The 21644-nt window shown below is 72.9% G+C and carries 19 protein-coding genes; 3 read left to right on the top strand and 16 right to left on the bottom strand.

The window, feature by feature from the left end:
* Positions 1 to 131 precede the first annotated feature (131 nt).
* Positions 132 to 1994 carry a glycoside hydrolase family 15 protein gene (locus P3T27_RS31110; RefSeq protein ID WP_280684525.1) on the top strand — a complete coding sequence of 621 codons (1863 nt, stop codon included), beginning with the start codon at positions 132 to 134 and terminating at the stop codon, positions 1992 to 1994.
* Between the two features lie 107 nt (positions 1995 to 2101).
* Here P3T27_RS31110 and P3T27_RS31105 read toward each other — a convergent pair whose 3' ends face one another.
* Genes P3T27_RS31105 through P3T27_RS31095 form a run of 3 tightly spaced genes read right to left on the bottom strand, consistent with a single transcriptional unit; the run spans position 2102 to position 4976 of the window.
* Complete coding sequence (locus P3T27_RS31105) at positions 2102 to 3340, bottom strand: cytochrome P450 (protein WP_280684523.1); 1239 nt, start codon at positions 3338 to 3340, stop codon at positions 2102 to 2104.
* An 18-nt stretch (positions 3341 to 3358) separates the two neighbouring features.
* Positions 3359 to 4753, bottom strand: a complete 1395-nt coding sequence (locus P3T27_RS31100; RefSeq protein ID WP_280684521.1) for an FAD-dependent oxidoreductase — start codon at positions 4751 to 4753, stop codon at positions 3359 to 3361.
* Positions 4743 to 4976, bottom strand: coding sequence for a ferredoxin (locus tag P3T27_RS31095; protein WP_280684519.1), 234 nt, complete (start codon positions 4974 to 4976; stop codon positions 4743 to 4745). The genes P3T27_RS31100 and P3T27_RS31095 overlap by 11 nt, the downstream gene beginning before the upstream one ends.
* A gap of 452 nt (positions 4977 to 5428) precedes the next feature.
* On the opposite strand from P3T27_RS31095, the gene P3T27_RS31090 reads away from it, so the two are divergent.
* Both P3T27_RS31090 and P3T27_RS31085 read left to right on the top strand, forming a co-directional pair.
* A complete protein-coding gene (locus tag P3T27_RS31090) occupies positions 5429 to 6151 on the top strand; it encodes a heparin lyase I family protein (protein WP_280684517.1) in 723 nt (240 codons plus the stop codon).
* A gap of 179 nt (positions 6152 to 6330) precedes the next feature.
* Positions 6331 to 8364: a LamG-like jellyroll fold domain-containing protein gene (locus P3T27_RS31085; protein ID WP_280684515.1), complete on the top strand. Its 2034-nt coding sequence runs from the start codon at positions 6331 to 6333 to the stop codon at positions 8362 to 8364.
* A 45-nt stretch (positions 8365 to 8409) separates the two neighbouring features.
* Here the strand turns inward: P3T27_RS31085 and P3T27_RS31080 are convergent, their stop codons facing one another.
* From P3T27_RS31080 to P3T27_RS31020, 13 genes are all read right to left on the bottom strand, one after another.
* Positions 8410 to 9582, bottom strand: coding sequence for a DUF4185 domain-containing protein (locus P3T27_RS31080; RefSeq protein WP_280684513.1), 1173 nt, complete (start codon positions 9580 to 9582; stop codon positions 8410 to 8412).
* Between the two features lie 286 nt (positions 9583 to 9868).
* Positions 9869 to 10888, bottom strand: a complete 1020-nt coding sequence (gene hypE, locus P3T27_RS31075; protein WP_280684642.1) for a hydrogenase expression/formation protein HypE — start codon at positions 10886 to 10888, stop codon at positions 9869 to 9871.
* A 94-nt stretch (positions 10889 to 10982) separates the two neighbouring features.
* On the bottom strand, positions 10983 to 12107 hold the full coding sequence (hypD, locus tag P3T27_RS31070) for a hydrogenase formation protein HypD (RefSeq protein WP_280684511.1): 1125 nt from the start codon (positions 12105 to 12107) through the stop codon (positions 10983 to 10985).
* Positions 12104 to 12388 (bottom strand): HypC/HybG/HupF family hydrogenase formation chaperone, encoded by a 285-nt coding sequence (locus P3T27_RS31065; protein WP_280684509.1) that lies wholly within the window; start codon positions 12386 to 12388, stop codon positions 12104 to 12106. The genes hypD and P3T27_RS31065 overlap by 4 nt, the downstream gene beginning before the upstream one ends.
* 6 nt (positions 12389 to 12394) lie before the next feature.
* A complete protein-coding gene (hypF, locus tag P3T27_RS31060; RefSeq protein ID WP_280684507.1) occupies positions 12395 to 14713 on the bottom strand; it encodes a carbamoyltransferase HypF in 2319 nt (772 codons plus the stop codon).
* Complete coding sequence (hypB, locus tag P3T27_RS31055; RefSeq protein WP_280684505.1) at positions 14710 to 15546, bottom strand: hydrogenase nickel incorporation protein HypB; 837 nt, start codon at positions 15544 to 15546, stop codon at positions 14710 to 14712. The genes hypF and hypB overlap by 4 nt, the downstream gene beginning before the upstream one ends.
* A 5-nt stretch (positions 15547 to 15551) precedes the next feature.
* On the bottom strand, positions 15552 to 15929 hold the full coding sequence (gene hypA, locus P3T27_RS31050) for a hydrogenase maturation nickel metallochaperone HypA (protein ID WP_280684503.1): 378 nt from the start codon (positions 15927 to 15929) through the stop codon (positions 15552 to 15554).
* Positions 15930 to 16143: 214 nt separating this feature from the next.
* Entirely contained in the window at positions 16144 to 16650 is a 507-nt protein-coding gene (locus P3T27_RS31045) for a hydrogenase maturation protease (protein WP_280684501.1), read from the bottom strand.
* Positions 16647 to 18056: a hypothetical protein gene (locus tag P3T27_RS31040; RefSeq protein WP_280684499.1), complete on the bottom strand. Its 1410-nt coding sequence runs from the start codon at positions 18054 to 18056 to the stop codon at positions 16647 to 16649. The genes P3T27_RS31045 and P3T27_RS31040 overlap by 4 nt, the downstream gene beginning before the upstream one ends.
* Positions 18053 to 18697 (bottom strand): DUF6084 family protein, encoded by a 645-nt coding sequence (locus P3T27_RS31035; protein WP_280684497.1) that lies wholly within the window; start codon positions 18695 to 18697, stop codon positions 18053 to 18055. The genes P3T27_RS31040 and P3T27_RS31035 overlap by 4 nt, the downstream gene beginning before the upstream one ends.
* A complete protein-coding gene (locus P3T27_RS31030; protein WP_280684496.1) occupies positions 18694 to 19341 on the bottom strand; it encodes a DUF5947 family protein in 648 nt (215 codons plus the stop codon). Before P3T27_RS31030 ends, P3T27_RS31035 begins: the two co-directional genes overlap by 4 nt.
* The gene (locus P3T27_RS31025) at positions 19338 to 19805 is read right to left on the bottom strand and encodes a thioredoxin (RefSeq protein WP_280684494.1); all 468 of its coding nucleotides are present in this window, start codon (positions 19803 to 19805) and stop codon (positions 19338 to 19340) included. The genes P3T27_RS31030 and P3T27_RS31025 overlap by 4 nt, the downstream gene beginning before the upstream one ends.
* Positions 19802 to 21586, bottom strand: a complete 1785-nt coding sequence (locus P3T27_RS31020) for a nickel-dependent hydrogenase large subunit (protein ID WP_280684492.1) — start codon at positions 21584 to 21586, stop codon at positions 19802 to 19804. Before P3T27_RS31020 ends, P3T27_RS31025 begins: the two co-directional genes overlap by 4 nt.
* Positions 21587 to 21644 lie beyond the last annotated feature (58 nt).

The following is a 21644-nucleotide window of genomic DNA, read 5'->3' as shown; positions in this document are numbered from 1 at the left end:
GCTTGTCTGACACTTCCCGCCGCGCGCTGCTGCGACGCGCATGGTGCGGCAGCCCTCGGCGCCCGGCCCCTTCGCGAACCCGTGGGACCGGGCGGACAGTGGAGGAAGAGCGCCAGAAAGGTCTGATGATCATGGACCGGTACCCTCCCATCGCCGAGCACGGCCTTGTCGGCGACCTCCAGACCGCCGCTCTGGTCTCCTCCCGGGGAGTCGTCGACTGGTTCGCGGCCCCCCGGTTCGACTCGCCCAGTGTCTTCGCGGCCCTGCTGGACCACGACCGCGGCGGTTACTTCCGCCTCGCCCCCGAAGAGGAGTCCACCACCTGCAAGCAGCTCTACTACCCGGACACCGCGGTCCTGGTGACACGGTTCATGTCGCCCGACGGGGTCGGCGAGGTCTTCGACTTCATGCCACCGGACCGGACGGGCACACCCACCGACCGGCACGTGCTGGTCCGCGGGGCGCGGGCCGTACGCGGCACGGTGCGCTTCACCCTGGAGTGCAGGCCGCGCTTCGACTACGGCCGGGCCGGCCATGAGCTCGACCTGCGCGACGACACCGCGGCCTTCCGGGCGCCCGGCATCACCGCGTACCTGCGGAGCACCGTGCCGCTGCGCCCGGACGGCGCCGAGGCCCGGGACGTCCGGGGGGAGATCACCCTCACCGCGGGCGAGCACGCCGCCGCCGTCCTGACCGTCTGCGGCCCGGACGGCCCCCTCCCGCCTCCGCCGACCCCCGACGGCGTGACCGAGCAGCTGTGGGCGGCCGTGGACTTCTGGCAGCGCTGGGTACGCGGTTCCCGCTACCGCGGCCGGTGGCCCGGCGCGGTGAACAGGTCCGCCATCACCCTCAAGCTGCTCACCTACGCCCCCACCGGCGCCCCGGTCGCCGCCGCCACCATGGGACTGCCCGAGCAGGTCGGCGGGGAACGCAACTGGGACTACCGCTACACCTGGGTCCGCGACGGCTCGCTGTCCGTCCGGGCGCTGCTCGACCTCGGATTCGTCGAGGAGGCCGAGCAGTTCACCCACTGGCTGGGCGAGCGGCTGGGCGACCGCCTGCGCGGTACGGACGGCATGGACGGCATCGCGAGAGAACCCCTCCAGATCATGTACCGGGTCGACGGGGACCCGGAACTCACCGAGGAGATCCTCGAACACTTCGAGGGCTACCGCGGCTCCCACCCGGTACGGGCCGGGAACGCCGCCGCCGACCAGCTCCAGCTCGACATCTACGGCGAGGCGCTCTACGCCCTCGCGGAGAGCCGGGAGATCGGCCTGCGGGCCGGCTACCACGGCTGGAAGAACCTGGCCCGTACGCTCGACTGGCTCGCCGATTCCTGGGACCGTCCCGACGAGGGCGTCTGGGAGACCCGCGGCGGACGCAAGGACTTCACCTTCAGCCGGGTGATGTCCTGGGTGGCCTTCGACCAGGGCCTGCGCCTGGCGGCCGACTTCAGCCGCCCCGCCGACACCGTCCGCTGGACCGCCGCGCGCGACGCCGTCCTCGAACAGGTGATGGAGCGCGGCTGGAACGAGAGGGAACAGGCCCTCACGCAGTCCTACGGGAGTGACGTCCTGGACGCCTCGTTGCTGCTCATCCCCAGGGTCAGGTTCATGTCTCCCCGGACGGAGAGCTGGTTGAAGACGCTCCGTGCGATGGAGCGCACGCTGGTGTCCGACAGTCTCGTCTACCGCTACGACCCCGTGGCCTCCCCCGACGGTCTGCACGGCTCGGAGGGCACCTTCAGCCTCTGCACCTTCCTCTACGTCGACGCCCTCGCCCGCGCCGGGCACCTGCGGCCGGCCCGCTACGCCTTCGAGAAGATGCAGACCTACGCGAACCACGTCGGCCTCTTCGCCGAGGAGATCGGTCCCAGCGGCGAGCAGCTGGGCAACTTCCCGCAGGCGTTCACCCATCTCTCGCTGATCATGGCCGCCACCACCCTCGACGAGGCCCTGGACAAGGCCCTCGACCAGCAGCAGGGCTACTGACCGTGCCCGGACGGGCTCGGCCCGCCACCCCGACGAGCGACGGGCCGAGCCCGGGGTGGCGAACTGCCTGGGTGGTCCTCCCCCGGCCGGTCGACCACCCGGCCGGTCTACTGCTTGAGCCCGTCGAAGGCGACGGCCAGGTGCCGGGGCCCCCGCAGGACCGCGTTCTGGCGGTACGGCGGCGGGTCCTCGACCAGCCGCAGGTTGTCGAGCCGGCGGGTGAGCTCGGTCAGCGCGATCTGCGCCTCCAGCCGGGCGAGCGGCGCGCCGAAGCAGTTGTGCAGGCCGCTGCCGAAGCCCAGGTGCTGGTTGTCGGGCCGGTCGGGGATGAAGCGGTCCGCGTCGAGGAACCGCTGCGGGTCCCGGCTGCCGGAGGCGAGCATCAGGTACAGCGGGGCGCCCTTGGGGATGATCGTCCCCGCGACCTCGATGTCGCTCAGCGGGGTGCGGTGCGGAATGAACTGCACGGGCGGCTCGAAGCGCAGCAGTTCCTCCACCAGCGGGACCACCAGGTCCGGGTCCTCCCGCAGCCGCTGGAGGACGTCCGGGTTGCGCAGCAGGGTGAGCATGCCGTTGGTGATCAGGTTGACCGTGGTCTCGTGGCCGGCGATCAGCAGCAGGGTCGAGGTGATGACCATGTCCACCGGCGACATCTGGCCGTCCGGTCCGTGGCCGGTCGCCAGGGCGGACAGCATGTCGTCGCGGGGCGAGCGGCGGCGCTCCTCGATCAGGCCGGCCAGGTAGCCGGCGAGGTCGACCCGGGCCTGCCGGATCGCCTGCTGCTTCGCCTCGCGCTCCTCCTCCGTGCCGTGGCCGGGGTCGAGACCGCCGGCGATCGTGTCGGCCCAGCCGTGGAAGCGGCTCTCGTCCTCATGGGGGACGCCGAGCAGCCGGCAGATCACCGTGACGGGGAAGGGGTAGGAGAAGTCGTCCACCAGGTCGATCTGTCCCCTGTCCCGGAAGCCGTCGATGAGGCCGGACACGATCTCGCCGAGCTCGCCGCGCATCTCGTAGACCCGCCGCGGGGTGTGCGGCGGCCCGAACGGACGCATCGCCAGCCGACGCAGCCGGTCGTGCTCGGGCGGGTCGAGCCGCAGGAAACTGGGCGGCAGGTTCGGGTCCTCGACCTGTCCGACGGCGCCGGCCACCTCGGGGCTGAGATTGCGGACGTCGGAGCTGACCCGGGGATCGTGCAGCAGGTGGTGGATCTCCCAGTACGTGCTGACCAGGTAGACCCCTGTCTCGTCCCGCACCACCGGGGTCTTGCGCAGCTCGGCGTACAGGGGGTAGGGGTCGGCGCGATTCGCGTAGTCGGTGATCTGGCGCAGGAGCGCGACCGACGTCATGGTGTGGGTCCTTCCAGGTCAGGCGCGGAGTGGGGTGAACGAGATCCGCCGCTCGGACGGCGAGTGGCCGCTGAGCGTCACGGTGGGGCCGTGGCTGGGCATCGACGGGTCGGGGAACTCCGCCGGTACCGGGTGCATCCCCTCGGGCCGCCGGTCGACGGTGGCGAACTCGGGTGGGAACGGCGCGGCCTGTTCGATCTGCCGCTGGTAGAACTCCAGCCACTTCGCCTGGTCGAAGGCGACGGCGGCGATGATGCGGCCCTGGAAGCCGTAGGCCGCGACGAAGCGGCGCTCGGCCAGCGACCCCTGGGTGACGATGATCTCGTCGGCCATGGGCGGCACACCGACGGACTTGATGTTGACCCCGAACTGGGCGGACCAGAAGGACGGCGTCCACACGTGCGGGCGGCGGTCCGAGCTGGCGCTGATCATGTTGTGGGCCGCGGTCTCGGCCTGCTCGATCGCATTGCCCCAGTGCTCCAGGGAGAGGAACTGGTAGCCGAAGAGCGGGTGCGGGGAACGGGCGACGTCCCCGGCGACGAACACGTCGTCGGTGACGATGCCCCGCACGTCGAAGGCCCGGCAGCCGGCGTCGCAGGCGATCCCGCGCGGACCGGCGCCGAGGCCGGAGGAGGCGAGCCACTCGGTGTTGCGGGTCGCTCCGAGGCACACCACCGCCACCTCGACCTCGACCGTGCTGCCGTCCGACAGGTGCGCGCGGCGCAGCCGTCCGGCCGAGTCCCCCTCCAGGCCGGTCACCGTGACACCGCAGCGCAGATCGACGCCGTGCTCGCGTTGCATGCTCGCGGCCACCTCGCCGACCACACCCCCCAGCGCGCCCACCAGCGGAGCCGCCCCGCGCTCCGCGACGGTGACCTCCAGGCCCCGCTCCCGGCAGGCGGAGGCGATCTCCGAGCCGGTGAACCCGGCCCCGATGACCAGCACCCGGCGCGGGCCCGCGTTCAGCCTGCGCTGCAGCCGGGCCGCGTCGTCGCTGGTCCGCAGGACGAAGACCCCGTCCAGCTCGGCCTCCAGCTCCTGCGGCCAGGGCCGGGCACGGACTCCGGTCGTGATCAGCAGCCGGTCGTAGTCGACCGCGTCACCGTCGGCGAGGTGCACCCGCTTGGCCGCCAGGTCCAGTCCGGTCGCCGCGACGCCGAGCCGCCACCGGGCGTCCACCGTCCGGCGCCGGGGCAGCCTGGTGTGGTCGACGGGTACCCGGCCGAGCAGGACCTGCTTGGACAGCGGCGGCCGGTCGTAGGGCTCGTTCGGCTCGTCACCGATCATGGTCAGGGTGCCGGTGAAGCCCTCGGCGCGAAGGGTCTCAGCGGCGCGCAGGCCCGCTATCGAGGCCCCGACGATGACGATGTGCCCCTCGCGTCTGAGCTTCTCCAGGGAACCGTCAAGCGACATGGGTGGCCTCCCGCTCGCCGTCGGGCGCCCCGCCCAGGTCCTCCACGGTGATGGCCTTCACCGGGCAGGCGTGCGCCGCGCGCAGCACGTCCAGCCGCTGCGCGTCGTCGGGCTCGGGGTCGTACATCAGCGCTTCCTCACCGTGCATGGTGAACGCATCCGGGGCCAGGAAGGCACACTGCGCGTACCCCTGGCACCGGTTGAGGTCAACGACAAGCCTCATCAGGTCTCCGCTTCTTCGGCGAGGTGGCCGTGCCGTGGCGCTGCCACCGATCCGTTCTCCGGTCCTCGGCCGGCAGGCCTGCCGCGATCCGAGCGCGGCCCGGGCCGGTGGTGTCCCCGGTCCACCATGGGAGGGCCTCCCACAGCGACGCACGCTCACCGATCCATTGGGGTGAGGCGTGCCCTGCCGTCGGTCCGCCCGCCGAAGCAGCACCGCTCGGGTCCCGGAGGCCGCTGCGCCGTAGGTCTGAGAACCTCCCCGGCCGGGCCACCGCCTGACCCGGGGCGGTCCACGACTCGGCACCCGGCCGGCGTCCGAACCCCGTCGATCGGCACAACTGGCGCTCCGCACTTCTGCCGGTGCTTCCGCCTGGCCTGACTGCCCGGCAGGTGGTCGAATCGTCCAGTCCACCTGGATCGGCACGCCCGGTCGCTCGTCTTCGAGGAGATGACATGTCCCTTCTGTCCCACCGCCGGAAGCTCGCCGCCGGAGGCGTGGCCGTCGCCACGCTCGCGATCTCCTGCGTCTCGGTGACGCCGAGCAGCGCGGACGGCCAGGTGCTCTGGACCCCGAGCACGAGCAAGGGCCCGTCCTCCTTCGCCGGTGTCCAGTGCGCGGCGGGCAACTTCGGCGTCGTCGACGACGCCGTCAAGGGCCGCGTGTGGCAGGCGTTCCAGGCCGCCGGGGAGGAGCGCTGCGAGACGCTCAGCCCCGACCTGAAGGACGGCGACACCTTCTACCTGGGCTGGTCGTCCAAGGTGGACATCAAGGACACGAACAGCCGCTACGTCTTCCAGCTCAAGTGCTCCCCGAGCACCGGCACGGCCAACCACCCGATCGAGATCGATGCGACCGGCGGCCGCGTCCGCCTCCAGGAGTGGGACACCGACCACGTCGCGCACTCGCTGTGGACCGCGCCGGTGTCCAACGGCCAGTGGCACTCCTACGCCCTGAAGATCCGCCTGGGTCGTACCGACGGCACCATCGACTTCTGGTTCGACGGCGTGAAGCAGACCTTCACCACCGGCTCGGGCACCTTCAAGGGCACCACCTCCGACGGCACCAGGAACTACCTCAAGTGGGGCTCGTACCACCCCTCCTCGGGCGATGCGACGAACACCTTCACCAGCCCGATCATGGCGACCACCCTGTCCGCGGCCACCTCCGGCTCGTAAGCACCCCTCCGGCTCCTGAGGATTCCGGTGGCCGCTGCGGCCCCGCCCCGGGCCGCAGCGGCCCGTCGATGCCGTGCCCGCCGATTTCGACCGCTGTTCAGCGGGTCGTGGTCCGCCCGACGGTCGCCGACCAGTCCCGGTACCTACCGTCAGGTCCCACACCACTCGTGGGAGCGAACATGCACGACATCCAGGCATCAGATTCCGGCCCCTGTGCGGAGGCCCACACCCCGTACGCGTGCGGCTGCCCCCGGACCGCGGAGCTCGACGGGAACGGGTCGGCCGCGGCCAGCCGCCGCCGGTTCCTGCACGGCGCCGGGCTGCTCGGGGCCGGGGCCGGCGCCGTGGGGCTCGGCCTGCTCGGCGCCGTGCCCGCGCAGGCGGCCGACGCGAAGGCCTCCGGTGACCCGAAGGCGTCCGGCGACCCGCAGGGCACGGCCGCGAAGACGGCGAAGGGCCGCGGGCGGTGGCAGCCCGATCCCGACAGCAGGCAGTTCACCCTGGTCGTCATGCCGGACACGCAGTACCTCTTCGACGAGGACCGGATCCACCCCGCCCCGCTCGAAGCCTCGGTCCGCTACGTGCTCGACGGCGGGGTGAACCGCGAGGGCGGGCAGGACGACAACATCGTCTTCCTGGCCCACCTCGGCGACGTGACCGAGCACGGGCTGCCCGTCGAGTACGCCGCGGTGACGAAGGTGTTCGGCCTGCTCGACGACGCCGGCGCGGCCTACGGCGTGCTCGCGGGCAACCACGACGTCCGCTCCTCGACCGACGACCAGCGCGGCAGCACCCCGTACCTGGAGACGTTCAGCCAGGCCAGGGCCGCCCGCACCGCCGGCTACCGCGGCTCCAGCCCGGACGGCTACAACACCTGCCACGTCTTCCGGGCGGCCGGCCGCGACTGGCTGCTCCTCTCGCTGGACTGGCGGCTGTCGGACGCGGGCTTCGCCTGGGCGAACGCGGTGATCGCCGCCAACCCGAAGCTCCCGGTGATCCTGACCACCCACGAGATGGCCTACGCCGACGACGGCGGCAAGGCGGAGCTGTCCGACTACGGGAAGCAGCTCTGGGACCGGCTGGTCAGCGGCAACGACCAGATCTTCCTCACCGTCAACGGCCACTACTGGCCGCCCGGCCGGACCGTCCTCACGAACAAGGCCGGCCACGACGTCCACGTCCACATCACCAACTACCAGGACCGCTACTACGGCGGCGCGGCGATGATCCGCGCGTACCGCTTCGACCTCGACCGGAACACCGTCGACGTCTCGACCTTCTCGCCGTGGATCCAGGAGATCGCGGCCGACGAACGCAACGCGCTGGCGGCCCAGGAGGCCGAGCTGACCTCCGACGTGGACCGCTTCTCGATCCCGATCGACTTCGAGCGACGCTTCGCCGGCTTCGCCCCCGTCCCGAAGCGCCCGGCGCGCCGGGCGAGCGGGCTGCTGGTCCGCGACACCCTGGCCTACTGGCGGTTCGACAACGGCGGGGGCGACGGGACGGCCGTCTCCGATCGGCAGACCGTCAAGGACCTGACGGGGCTGGGCAACGACCTGGTCCGGCAGAGCGCCCCGGGCGCCCCCGACCAGGCGCTCCGCTGGTCGACCGACTACCACCCCGACCAGCCGGGCCACGGCAGCCTGCGCTTCGACAGCCAGGGCTCCGCCCAGCTCGGCGCCTACCTCCAGACCGTGCCCAACGCGCCGATGAACCGGGAGACCTTCGAACGCGGCTACACCGTCGAGGCGTTCTTCAAGCTTCCCGCCGACTGGGACTCCGCGCGCAGCCGCTGGTCCGCCGTCCTCAGCCGCTGGGGCATGAGCAGCGAGGCGGGCAAGAGCGGCCCCTCGACCGATCCGGACGAGCCCGTCGTCACGCTCAGCCTGTCGGAGGGACCCGGGCTCCAGTGGTGCGTGTATCCGCTCAACCAGACCGGGGCGTCGACCTGTTGGGGGCACCAGCTGCCGCTGGACCGGTGGTGGCACGTCGCGGTCGTCAACGACGGCCGGCTCAACCGGATGTACGTGGACGGCTGCGAAGTGGCCCGCAACCCGGCGACGCCGGCCGTCGGCCTGACCACCCTGGGGCGCCCGTGGATGCTGGGCGGCTACGCCTACGCGGGGTCGCTGAACAAGGTCTTCCACGGCTACCTCGGCGACGTCCGGATCGTGAAGCGGGCGCTCGCGGTCCGCGAGTTCATGATCGCCTGACGGGACCACCGGCCCCGCACCGCCCGGGGTGCGGGGCCGGCCCGGTCAGGCCCGGATGCCGTCGAACTGGCGGACCCAGTACGGCGGTTGGCCCACCTGGCCGGGCCACTGCGACACGATCAGGGTCAGCGCGGACGCACTCGGGCTGCCCGGGTGGATGTACCCGCCGTACAGGTTCGCCACCTGCAGGGCGGTGATCTGCGGCAGGGGTACGCTCCACGGGCTGTCCGGCCGGGGCGCGGTGCGGGTGAAGATCGTGCCCAGCCGCACGTCGAAGTAGCTCATGCAGTAGGTGCCGCCGATCCGCTTGACGGAGAACTCCCCGGTGTTGTTGCCGGAGAGGATCACCGAGGGCGGCGCGGCGGTGGTCCACTGCCAGGAGCCGTTCAGGTACGCCCAGTTCTGCTGCGCCTCGAACCGGCCGGCCCGGAAGTCCTCCGGCTGGTACCGGAACAACTGGATCGCGCCGCCGTCCGCGGAGTTGACGTGGGAGCCGTTCCAGCGCTTGGAGAACACGTACAGCCAGCCGTCGGGGTCGATGCCCGCGAACGACCACATGCCGTACAGGGACTGGTTCTCGCCCTGGTGGTCGCCCGGCCAGTGGTACGCGTAGTCCCGCCAGGTCACGCCGTAGTCGTCGGAGTAGGCGACGCCGGACATCAGCGAGCCGTCGTGGCCCGGGTCCAGCACCGGGTCCCCGGGGGCGCCCCAGGTGTACACGGACGTGTACTGGAGGTAGGTGCGGCCGCCGAACTCGATGCAGTCGTTGGGGATCCGGCTGATCTCCCAGCCGTAGCCGTTGTCGACGCGGTGGGTGTAGCCGAAGAGCTGCCCGGCCTGCCCGCCGGTCGGCTGCGCCCAGGTGAACGAGATCGGCGTCGCCCCGGACGCGTCGAAGCCCGCCTGGTTCAGCATCACCGGGGAGCCGATGTAGGTGCCGCTCTGCTGGATGCCGGTCCAGGAGTCGCCGAACACGTAGCCCCAGGAGTTGTCGTGCTCCCGGTAGTACGGGATGGCCAAGTCGCCCGACCCCAGCCCCTGTTGACTCGCCGAGTCACCGGGCTGGTCGCACAGCGGGGTGCCGTTCTGCCCGGTCGTCGCGGCGACGGCCGGCCAGGCGGCCGCGAGGCCCGCCGCGCTCAGGCCCGCCGTGCCCAGCGCGAGTCCCATCCCGGCCCTGAGGACGGACCGCCGGCCGGGGCGTGAGGGGGTAGCCATGATCGATCCTCCGGTGCTCGGTTCCGGGCACCGGCGCGGTGCCCCGACCTGCCAGTGTGACGCCAGGCCAGGCACCGCTCCGCCAGCGGCCGACGGCGCGTGGAAGCGCGGCACGGCGTACCCGGGGACGTCACCCGCGCGCGGCCCGGCCGGGCGGAGCACGGGCCGAGGTGGTGGCGCTCCGGGAGGCCGGCCGCACGCCGGACGGCGGCGCGGCAGTCCGTGACGGCGGCCTCCCGGCGCCCGGCCAGGGCTGGGGCCTGTCTGGACGGGCGCCGCGACGGGGTCAGCAGATCCGGGGCAGTTGTTCGCCCAGCGGCAGATCGACCACCCGGGTGCCCCCGAAGGCGGTGCGGGCGACGACCATCCCGGGGTGGTCCGCGACGCACTCGCCGATCACGGCCGCGCCGGCCCCGAGCGGATGGGCGCGCAGGGCGGCGAGGACCGCGTCCGCCTCCCCGCGCGGGACGAAGGCGACGAGCTTGCCCTCGTTGGCGACGTACATCGGGTCGAGACCCAGCACCGCGCACGCGTTGGCCACCTGGGGCGGGACGGGGACGGCGCGTTCGCTCACCACCACGCCCACCCCGGCCGCCACCGCGATCTCGTTGAGCGCCGCCGCCAGCCCGCCCCTGGTGGGGTCGCGCAGCACGTGCAGGTCGGGGGCGACGGCCAGCATGGCGTCGACCAGGCCGCCGAGCGCCGCGCAGTCACTCTGGATCTCGACCCCGAACTCCAGGCCCTCCCGGACGCTCATGATCGCCACTCCGTGCAGCCCGATCTGGCCGCTGACGATCACCACGTCGCCCGGGACGGCACGCTGCGGCCGGATGTCCACCCCGGCCGGGACGAGCCCGATGCCGGCGGTGTTCAGGTAGATCCCGTCGCCGTGGCCGGCCTCGACCACCTTGGTGTCCCCGGTGACCACCTCGACCCCGGCGGTGCGGGCGGCGGCGCCGAGCGCCCTGGCCACCCGGTCCACCACGGCCATCTCCACCCCTTCCTCCAGGATGAACCCGCAGGACAGGTAGACCGCCCGGGCACCGCTCATGGCGAGGTCGTTGACGGTCCCGTTGACGGCGAGGTCTCCGATGCTGCCACCGGGGAAGAACAGCGGCCGGACGACGTAGGAGTCGGTGGAGAAGGCGAGCCTGGCGCCGCCGAGCTCCAGGACGGCGGAGTCGCCGAGCGCGGCGAGCACCGGCCCGCCGAACGCGGGCGCGAAGATGTTCTCCACCAGTTCGGCGGACATCGCGCCGCCGCCGCCGTGCCCCATCACCACCCGGGGGTGGTCGCGAAGCGGCAGCGGACAGCTCCAACCGGAGAGGTCCGGCGCCTGCGCCGGCTCGACGTCCGGCGCAGGCGTGGGTACGACGGCGGGCCCGCTCAGGATCTCGGTGTCAGCCAACGGGGCTCGCCTCCTGGGGGACGGTCGGCGTGCCCAGACGCCGGTAGAGGTAGTACGCGGCGCAGGCTCCCTCGCTGGAGACCATGGTCGCGCCGAGCGGGGTCCGCGGGGTGCAGACCGTGCCGAAGGCCTCGCACTGGTGGGGTTTGAGCAGGCCCTGCAGGACCTCGCCGCTGCGGCACTGCGCGGGTTCGCGGGTGGTGATCCCCGCGACGTCGAAGCGGCGCTCGGCGTCCTGGTCCCGGTAGCGGGGCGAGAGCCGCCAGCCGCTCTGCGGGATGACGCCGATGCCCCGCCAGGCACGGTCGGTCACCTCGAAGACGTCTTCCAGCATGGCCCGGGCCGCCGGGTTGCCCTCGGGCCGGACGGCTCTCGGATAGGCGTTGTCGACGGTGTGCTCGCCGCGCTCCAACTGCCGTACGGTGCGCCGGATTCCTTCCAGGATGTCCAGGGGTTCGAAGCCGGTGACGACGATCGGGACCTGGTGGCGCTCGGCCAGTGCCGGGTACTCGTCGGTGCCCATCACGCTGCACACGTGCCCGGCGGCGAGGAAGCCCTGGACCCGGCAGTGCGGCGAGTTCATGATGGCCTCGATGGCCGGGGGCACCCGGACGTGCGAGACGAGCATGCTGAAGTTGCGCAGGCCCTGCCGCCTGGCCAGGTGGACGGCCATGGCGTTCGGCGGGGCGGTGGTCTCGAAACCGATGCCGAAGAAGACGACCTCCCGCTCGGGGTTCTCCCGGGCGATCCGCAGCGCGTCGAGCGGTGAGTACACCACCCGGACGTCGCCGCCCTCGCCGCGGACCCGGAACAGGTCACGGTCGGTGCCCGGGACCCGCAGCATGTCGCCGAAGGAGCAGAAGATCACCTCGGGCCGGGCGGCGATCGCCAGCGCCCGGTCGATCACCTCCAACGGGGTGACACACACCGGGCACCCCGGGCCGTGGATCAACTCGACCTCGTCCGGCAGGAGTTGGTCGATGGCGTGCCGGATGATGGTGTGCGTCTGGCCGCCGCACACCTCCATCAGCGCCCACGGCCTGGTGACCGTCGCCCTGATGTCGGCGAGCAGGCCGCTCGCCAGCTCCGGATTCTGGAACTCCTCCAGGTACTTCACGGTCCGGCCTCCTCAGCCACTCGCGCCGCTTCCCACGGGTCGCCGAACTCCTCCTGCAGCAGGCCGAGTTCCGCGAAGAGGTCGAGGGTCCGTCGGGCCGACTCCTCATCCAGCCGCTGCAGCGCGAAGCCCACGTGCACGATGGCGTACTCGCCCACCCGCAGGTCGGGCAGGTACTCCAGGCACACGTCCTTGACCACTCCGCCGAAATCCATGACCGCCATCCGGGTCCCGTCGCGTTCCGCGATCTCCGTCACCCTGCCGGGCACCGCCAGACACATCCGCCCTCACTCCTCCCGGGTGGCCACCGAGCGGGCGGCCACCATCAGCTGGCCGAGCGCCAGCCCTCCGTCGTTGGGCGGCACCCGCCGGTGCCGCAGTACGGTGAAACCGTCCTCCCCGAGGCCGCGCGCGCAGGCCGAGGAGAGCAGCGCGTTGCCGAAGACACCGCCGCTGAGCGCCACCGTGCTGGTGCCGTGCCGCTCCCGGACGAACGCGCAGACCCGCCGGACCAGTTCGGTGACGGCGGCGTGGAAGCGCGCGGCGACCAGACCGTCGGGCGCGCCGGCGGACACGTCCGCCAGCACCCCGGCCAGCACCGGGCCGGGATCGGCGACCCAGCCGTCCGCCGTGGGCCGCAGCCCGAAGGCGTACCCCGGAGCGGAACCGAACCCGTGCGCCGCCGCCTCCAGTTCGATCGCCGCCTGGGCCTCGTATCCGGCGCGGTGGCAGATCCCGGCGAGCGACGACACCGCGTCGAACAGCCGCCCCATGCTGGAGGTCGGCACGCAGTTCAGTCCGCGCTCCAACTGCCTTTCCAGCAGCCGCAGTTCACCATCCCGACAGGCCTGGACCGACGGCAGCCCGGGCGTCCAGGGCAGGCCGGCGGCCCGCAGGTGCGCGAGCGCCGTCCGGTACGGGCGCTCGACCGCCGTGTCACCGCCGGGCAGCGGCACGTACCCGAGGTGGGCGAGGCGACGGAAGCCGGCGTAGTCGGCCAGCAGCACCTCGCCGCCCCAGATCGCGCCGTCCTCTCCGTAGCCGGTGCCGTCGAAGGCCACGCCGAGGACCGGCCGGCTCCCGTCCAGGCCGTGCTCGGCCATCACCGCGGCGATGTGGGCGTGGTGGTGCTGCACGCGGTGGACCGGGCGGCCGGTCGCGGTCCGTTCGGCGTGCCGGACCGAGCGATAGCCGGGGTGCCGGTCGGTGACCAGCAGCTCCGCTCGCACCCCGCTGACCGTGCTCAGCTGCTCGACCGCGCGATCGAAGGCCCGCAGGGTGGCCAGGTCGTCCATGTCCCCGATGTGGCCCGACAGCCAGGCGTAGCCGTCCCGGGCCAGCGCGAAGGTGTTCTTCAGGTCGCCGCCGACCGCCAGCACCGGGCGGACCGGCACCGGCAGGGGCAGCGGCAGCGGCGCGTACCCGCGGGAGCGGCGCAGCGGCAGTTGCTCGCCGTCGACCACCCGGACGACCGAGTCCTCGCAGGGGACGTGGATCGGCCGGTCGTGGGTGAGCCAGCCGTCGACCAGCGGGGCGAGCGTGGTCAGCGCCTCGTGGTCGTCGGTGACGATCGGCTCGCCCGAGAGGTTGGCGCTGGTCATCACCAGCAGGTCCGGCCCCGGTGCGGCGAGCAGCAGGTGGTGCAGCGGCGTGTAGGGGAGCAGCAGGCCGAGGTCGGGGCTGCGCGGGGCCGCCGCCGCGAGCGCGGGTCGCGGCGCGCCGGTGCGGCGCAGCAGCACGATCGGCCGCACCGCTCCGGTGAGCAGCTCGCGTTCGACCGGGCCGAGCGGCAGCAGGCCCTCGACCGTGGCGAGGTCACGGGCCATCAGGGCGAACGGCTTGTCGCCGCGCCGCTTGCGTCGGCGCAGCAGGGCGACGGTGTCGGCGTCGCGCGCGTCGCACGCCAGGTGGTAGCCGCCGATGCCCTTGACGGCGAGGATCGCCCCGGCGGCCAGCCGCCGGCGCGCCTCGGCGAGCGCGGCCTCCCCGGCCAGGTCGGCGCGTCCGGGCACGATGAGGGCGAGTCGCGGTCCGCAGGCGTGACAGGACACCGGCTGCGCGTGGAACCGGCGGTCCGCCGGGTCGGTGTACTCCCGGGCGCAGTCCGGGCACATCGGGAAGCCGGCCATGGTCGTGTTGGCGCGGTCGTACGGCAGGCCGGTCACGATGGTGTGGCGGGGCCCGCAGTTGGTGCAGCTGATGAACGGGTGCCGGTGCCGGCGGTCCGCCGGGTCGGCCAGTTCGGCGAGGCAGTCGGCGCAGACGGCCACGTCGGGCGGGATCAGGGTGGCCCGGGGGCCGTCGGTCCGGGACGGGACGATGGCGAAACCGGTGCCGCCGGTGGCGGCCAGCGGCGCGGACTCCACCGAGGTCACCTGGGCCAGCGGCGGAGCGTCGTCGGCCACCCGCCGGCAGAAGGCGGCGACGGCCTCGCGGCCGCCCTCGACCTCGACCAGCACGCCCTCGCCGGTGTTGGTGACGCTGCCGGCGAGGCCGAGCTCACCGGCCAGCGTGTAGACGAACGGCCGGAAGCCGACCCCCTGCACCAGGCCGCGGATGGCGACCCGCCGCCGCTCCGGGCCCAGCGCCTGGCGACCGGTCGTCACGAAGGGTCCCGCACCACGGCCGGCGCGTGGTCGTGCTCCGCGTGGCCGTGCCCTTGCTGGTGCTCCGCGTGCCCGTGCCCGTGCCCGTGCTGGTGCTCCGCTTCCCCGCGGTGCTCCCCCGGTCCATGGTGGTGCCCTGGTCCATGGTCGACGGACATGACCGGCCGGTGCGGCTCGGCGCCGTCCAGGACGGCCAGCGCCCGCTCCAGCAGGACGCCGACGTTCCGGCCGGTCCGGGCCGAGGTGAGGACGACCTCCACCCCGGGATTGACCCGCGCGACGTTCTCCCGGAACGCCGTCTCGTCGAACTCCGCCGCCGCGGCGAGGTCGGCCTTGGTCACCAGCACCAGGTTGGCCAGCCCGAAGGCGGTCGGGTACTTGAGCGGCTTGTCCTCGCCCTCGGTCACCGAGGCCAGTGCCACCCGCAGTGACTCGCCGAGGTCGTAGGAGGCCGGGCAGACCAGGTTGCCGACGTTCTCCACGAAGAGCAGCCGGGTGTCGTCCGGCAGCCAGCCGGCCAGGTGTCCGGCGAGCATCTCCGCCTCCAGGTGGCAGAGCCCGTCGGTGAGCACCTGCTTCACCAACGCGCCCGAACGGGCCAGCCGCAGCGCGTCGTTCTCGGTGGCGAGGTCGGCGGTGAGCGCGGCGACCGGCACCCCGCGCCGCCGGGCCAGGCCCAACTCGGCCTCCAGCAGCGCGGTCTTGCCGCTGCCGGGGCTGGACAGCAGGTTCACCGCCACCGTCCCGCGCGCGGCCAGGGCCGCCCGCAACTCCCCTGCGCTGCCGTCGTTCCGGGCGAGGATCGCCTGGCGCAGGTCGACCGTGCGACACATCGGCATCAGCCTTTCTGATCGGCCTGGACGCCGGGGCGCTCGGCCCATTCGACGTCGAGGATCTGCAGCTCGCGTCCGGACAGCAGCTCGACGCTGCCGCCGGCGCAGCTCGGGCAGCCGAGGTCCGGCGGCATGCCGACGGCCCACTCGACCGCGCAGGGGGTGCAGCGGGCGCGTGCCGCGACGGACTCGGCCTGCAGCGCGGCCCCTTCCAGCAGCGTTCCGGCGCAGGCGAGTTCGAAGCAGAAGTCGAGTGCCTGCGGGACCACGCCGGCCAGTTCACCGACCCGCAGCCGTACCCGCGCGACACCCTGGGCCCCGTGTTCACGCGCGGCCCGGTCCACCTGCTCGACGACGGCGGCGGCGATCGACATCTCGTGCATCGGTCCCTTCCCACGGCCGGCGGCAACGGGCCCCATTACAGGGCGCGGTGGCGTCGACGACTCGAAGCCGCGCCGCCACCGCGCCCGCGGCTGCACCGTTCGCAGCAATCCGCGCCTCACATCCGTGACAGGCGCAGGTACCGCCTGAGGTCCGGCAGGCTCTGCCAGACCAGGGCCGCGACCCCTGCCAGCAGGGTCGCGCAGAGCAGTTTCCTCAGCATGGTGTTGTCTCCTTCTCCGGTTGTGTGACCTCGTCCACGACCCGCAGGATCATCTGGACCGCCTCCTCGACAGCGGCGGCGACCGGGGTGCTCAGCCCGATGCCCTCCTCCAGCGACGCCGGCTCGCACCCGACCACCAGCACCCGTCCGGGTGGCTCGCCGCCGGTGCCGGCGGCGAGCGTGGCCAACAGGGCGAGCACCGCGTCGGGCCCCATCCGGTGCCCGTCCAGCACCGGTGCCTCCAGCGGTTCGGCGGCCGCTTCGATGAGGTAGACCGTGCCCGGCGCCCCGCCGCGGCAGGTGGCGTCCACCAGCACCGCGGTCCGGTAGCCGTCGAGCAGCCGGTACGCCAGATCCACCCCACGGACGCCGACGTCGACCACCTCGACGCCCGTCGGCACCGGGTGGGCGGCGAGCCGGCGGACGGTCTCCACGCCGAACCCGTCGTCGCCGAGGAAGATGTTGCCCACCCCGGCGACCAGGACCGCCCCGGCGTTCACGGGCCCTCCGTCCGGACGGCGCCGTCCGCCGGTGGCGGGGCCTCGCCCAGCGGGGTGACCTCGTCGGGTTGGAAGTAGCGGAACCGGCCCTGCGCCCGCCACAGGTCCGCGCCCGGGTCGCCGTCCACCGTGACCGCCAGGTGCACCGACCCGTCGACGTCGTGGAGCACCGCCTCGACGACGGCGGTCCGCCCGTGCAGGAACAGGTCCTGGGCATCGGTGCGCCGCCGCCCGGGCCGCAGCAGGACCCGGCTGCCGGCGCCGACGGAGTGGCCGTCGACGAGCACCCGGTCCCGCTCGGGGTCGACCGCCGGATCATTGCCCGGGTCCCACCAGGGCTGCTCCGCCTCGGGAGGGCCCCCGGTGATCTCGCGCAGCCCGCGGACGGCTCCGTGCAGGCGCTCCAGGACCTCGGGCGGCATGGAGTCCGCCAGGTCGATCACGGCGCCGGCCCGTTCGTCGGTGCCCCGGGCCTCCCGCTTCTCCTGGTCGGTCAGGGCCGCCGTCCGCAGCGCCAGGATCTCGTCGATCTCGGTGGCGTCGTAGAGGGTGCCGAGGCTCTCCGGGGCGACCTGCGGGTGGTCCTCCAGGATGATCGGCGAGGAGAGCACCACCCGGCGCCCGCGGTCCGGTCCGGCCAGCACCGGCCAGGTGTGCTCGTTGCGGCACCGCTCGACGGCCGGGCGGGCCCACTCCGGCGGGTCGGTGACGGACAGGAAGCAGCCGTGCTCCAGTCCGAGCAGCAGGTGTGCCGAGACGAGGGAGCGCGGCAGCGCCTCCTCCCGGCGGGCATGCCGGGCCGGTGTCCAGGTGGAGGTGTTCTCCACCACCACCGTCAGGCGCTGCGCCCGGTACGGGCCGGGGAGTTCCTCGGCGGTCAGCCGCAGCAGGCCGTCGACCTGTTCGCGGCGACGCACCAGTCGGCCGACGGCCGCGTCGTTCTCGCGCAGCAGTTCCGTCTCGCCGACGCCCGGCAGCCGGAACGGCCGCAGCACCCCGTCTGCGGCCAACTCCTCGACCGGAAGCAGCAGTTCGATTCGCTCCTCGACGGCCTCGTCCCACGCGACGAACACCCGGTCGGCGAGCTCCAGCCGTTCCACCGGCTCGAAGCCCCCGGTGGCGGTGGCCCGTTCGACGATGCGCCGCTGGACGCGCAGGAAGCGCAGTTCGACGGCCAACCGGTCGCCGCCGCGCGGTTCCACCAGGCACTCGGTGCGCTGGTGGGAGTGCTCGCCGCCCTGCGCGGTGTACTCGGGCGGGACCAGGACGCCGAACTGCCAGCGCAGCCGGTTCTTGGCCGCCGAGGCGCGGTACGGGTAGAGCACGTAGCCCTCCAGCAGCACCGCGTCGGCGATCTGCCGGGCGGCCGCGAAGCCGCTCTCGATCCCGGCCGGGAAGGCGCTCACCGGGCCCCCTCCCCGACCGCCGTCGTCGCGAGCAGTTCCCGCACCGTCGCCTCCCAGGAGGGCAGGGCCCGCCGGGAGCGGTAGGCCAGCAGGGCGTCCATCAGGTCGTCCGGCAGCCGCAGCCAGCCGCAGCCGGGGAAGTGCTGGTCGATCGCCTCGCGCCAGACCCGCACCGGCATCCGCACCGAGGCCTCCTTGTCCCAGGGCACCGGGGTGACCTGGAAGCCGCCGGGGCCGGCGAAGGCGGTGCCGGAGAAGAGCAGCAGCAGCGGCACCTCGCCGCCGTCCAACGCCCGGAAGTAGCGGGCTGAGGCCACCTCCAGGTCGTAGCTGCACGGCACCACCAGGTCGGCCTCGGTCTCGCCGGTGAATCCGGGCACCAGCAGCGGCACGGTGGCGAACTGGAGCGGGTTGAGCGTGGTCGCCCAGCGCTCCCGTTCGCCGAACAGGTCGGTCAGCCGCTCGCCCTCCGCCCCGCTGTAGGACCGGCGGCCCGGTTCGATGCGCAGCTGGCACTGGAGCGCGAGGGCGTGCACCCGGGTGTCGGCCGGGGCGGTGATCCGCAGTCGGAACACCAGGGTCGGCCCGGCCGCGTACGGTTCGGAGCGCACGCCGGTACAGGCGAAGCCGAGGGCGGTCACGCCGTCACCTCCGCGGGCAGGGGACGGGCCCGGACGGCCAACCTCGCGAAGAACGCGTCGAGTTCGGCCCGCGCCTCGGCCCCGCCGTCGAAGCCGTGCCAGCACAACCGCAGTCGGCCGACCAGCTCGTAGCAGACGTCGATCGGCACCAGGAAGCACTCGACGAGCCGGCCGTCCCGGCGCAGCAGCAGGGCCTCCACGTCCGGCTCCAGAGCGGCGGCCAGCCGGCTCTCGCCGAGGGCGCGCTGCCAGGCCTCCTCGTCCAGTTCGCTCTCGGTGGCACCGGCCGGCCCGGGGTAGCAGGCGAGCAGCCGGTCCAGCGCGGCGTTGCGGAACAGGAACGCGGTGCCGACCGGGATCCCCAGCACCGACCAGGACCGCTCGTCCAAGGGCCCGTCCGGATCGACCAGGCAGCGGGCCGGCACGCTGCGGTAGCGGCCGTCGGACGCGCCCGGCTGCTGGAACAGCAGGCCGCAGGCGGTGCAGGCGCAGGTCAGGGCGCGCTCCTCGGTGTCCACCAGGTGGCGGTGGCCGGGTGGCAGGTCCAGGCCGCAGAACTCGCACCGCTCGGGCCGCGGCGGCGCGGGCTCGCGTAGCCGGTGCAGCAGGGCGGTGCCCGCGTGGGAGAACCGGCGGGTGCTCATCGCGCCTCCGCGGGCAGGGTCGGGCGGGTGCCGATCTGCAGCAGCTGCGGGGCGCGTTCCAGCTCCAGGGCCGTCACCTCGGGCGCGTGGCAGGCGAGTACGGCCTCCACCTCCTGCTCGCCGCAGCCACAGCCGGAGGCCGTCCGGCGCAGCCGCAGCGTGCCGGTGCCCGGGTCGAAGCCGAGCACCTCGATCTGCTCGGGCAGGGCGGCGAGCGCCCGGCCGATCCGGGCGGTCACGTCCTCGGGGTGCAGATCGTGCAGGAGCAGCAGCCCGGCCACGACCGGGTCGTCCAGCAGCCGCGCCAGGACGGACGGGGGCAGCGCGGGGACGAGCCGGGCCAGCCCCCCGCCGTAGAACTCCATCAGGTCGCGGACGAGTTGCTCGCCCGCCTGCTCGGCACCGCTGCCGGCCAGGGCGTCCAGGGTCTCCTGGATGCGCCGGCCGGTCTGCTCGGCCGTCATCCGGCCAGCCCGCTCAGGCCGGTGGGCACGTGCATGGTCTGCAGGGTGCGCCCGCCCCCCACGTACATGTGCACGCCGCACGGCAGGCAGGGGTCGAAGCTGCGCACCGCGCGCATGATGTCGATGCCCTTGAAGTTCTCCGGGGTGTTCTCCTCGAAGATCGGGGTGTTCTGCACCGCGTCCTCGTACGGGCCGGGGGTGCCGAAGCTGTCGCGGACGCTGGCGTTCCACGGGGTGGGCGGGTACGGGTGGTAGTTGGCGATCTTGCCGTCGCGGATCACCATGTGGTGGGAGAGCACCCCGCGCACCGCCTCGGTGAAGCCGCAGCCGATCGACTCGTCCGGCACCTCGAAGCGCTCCCAGGTCTGGCTGCGCCCGGCGCGCACCTCGTCCAGCGCCTTCTCCGCGAAGTGGAGGGCGGCCGCCGCCGCGTACGCCTGGAAGTAGGTGCGGGCGCGGTTGCGCTCGATGGCGTTGCTCCACTGCGGGATCTTCCACTCGAAGGTGGTCTCCGGCTTCGTCATCGAGCGGGGCAGGTTGATCTGCACACTGTGCCCGGTGGCCTTGATGTAGCCGATGTCGACCAGCCCCGACAGGGCGGTGGACCACAACCGGGCGATCGGGCCGCCGCCGGTGTCCAGGGCCAGGTAGTCCTTGCCGTCGAACCAGCGGGGGGACATCACCCAGCTGTACTTGTCGTCGAAGTCGCGCTTCTGCGGGGCGGGGATGGTGTGCTGGTTCCAGGGGTGCCGGGGGTCGACCGGGTTGCCCAGCGGGTCGTGGGTGACGAAGAGCTCCTTGCCCTGCCAGTCCTCGTAGTAGGAGCTGCCGAGCAGGATCCGGATGCCGAGGTTGATCGTCGTCAGGTCGTTGGTGACCAGCTTGCCGTCCACGATGATGCCGGGGGTGACGAACATCCTGCGGCCCCAGTCCGACATGTTGCGGTACGTGAAGTCGCAGTGGTCGGGGTCGTTGAGGCTGCCCCAGCACCCGAGCAGGACCCGTCGCCGGCCGACCTCCTCGTAGCCGGGCAGCGCCTCGTAGAAGAAGTCGAAGAGGTCGTCGTGCAGCGGCACGACCTTCTTCATGAACTCCACGTACCGCATCAGCCGGGTCAGGTAGTCGGTGAACAGCTGAACCGTCGCCACCGTGCCGACGCCGCCCGGGTAGAGCGTGGAGGGGTGCACGTGGCGGCCCTCCATCAGGCAGAACATCTCCCGGGTGTACCGGCTGACCTGGAGCGCCTCACGGTAGAACTCGCCCTCGATCGGGTTGAGCGAGCGCATGATGTCGGCGATGGTCCGGTACCCGTGGTCGCCGGCGTGCGGCGCCTCGGTGCGCTCGGCCAGCTCCAGCACGCCCGGGTTGGTCTCGCGGACCATCTTCTCGCAGTAGTCGACCCCGACCAGGTTCTCCTGGAAGATGTTGTGGTCGAACATGTACTCGGCGGCCTCGCCGAGGTTGATGATCCACTCTCCGAGGTGCGGGGGCTTCACGCCGTACGCCATGTTCTGGGTGTAGACCGAACAGGTGGCGTGGTTGTCGCCGCAGATCCCGCAGATCCGGCTGGTGATGAAGTGCGCGTCCCGCGGGTCCTTCCCGCGCATGAAGACGCTGTAGCCGCGGAAGACCGAGGAGGTGCTGTAGCACTCCGCGACCCGCTTCTGCTTGAAGTCGATCTTGGTGTGGATGCCGAGGCTGCCCACGATCCGGGTGATCGGGTCCCAGGACATCTCGGTCAGGCCGTTGCCGTCGCCGGCCGCCTTGGTAGTCGGTGCCATCGTGTGTGTCGTGCCCTTCTCTACGAGCGGGGAGGGGGAGCGGGCGGCGGCGACGGGC

The organism is Kitasatospora sp. MAA19, assembly GCF_029894125.1.
Taxonomy (GTDB): Bacteria; Actinomycetota; Actinomycetes; order Streptomycetales; family Streptomycetaceae; genus Kitasatospora.
Note: the sequence above shows the minus strand (reverse complement) of the source record. Positions and strands in the feature narration are given on the sequence as shown.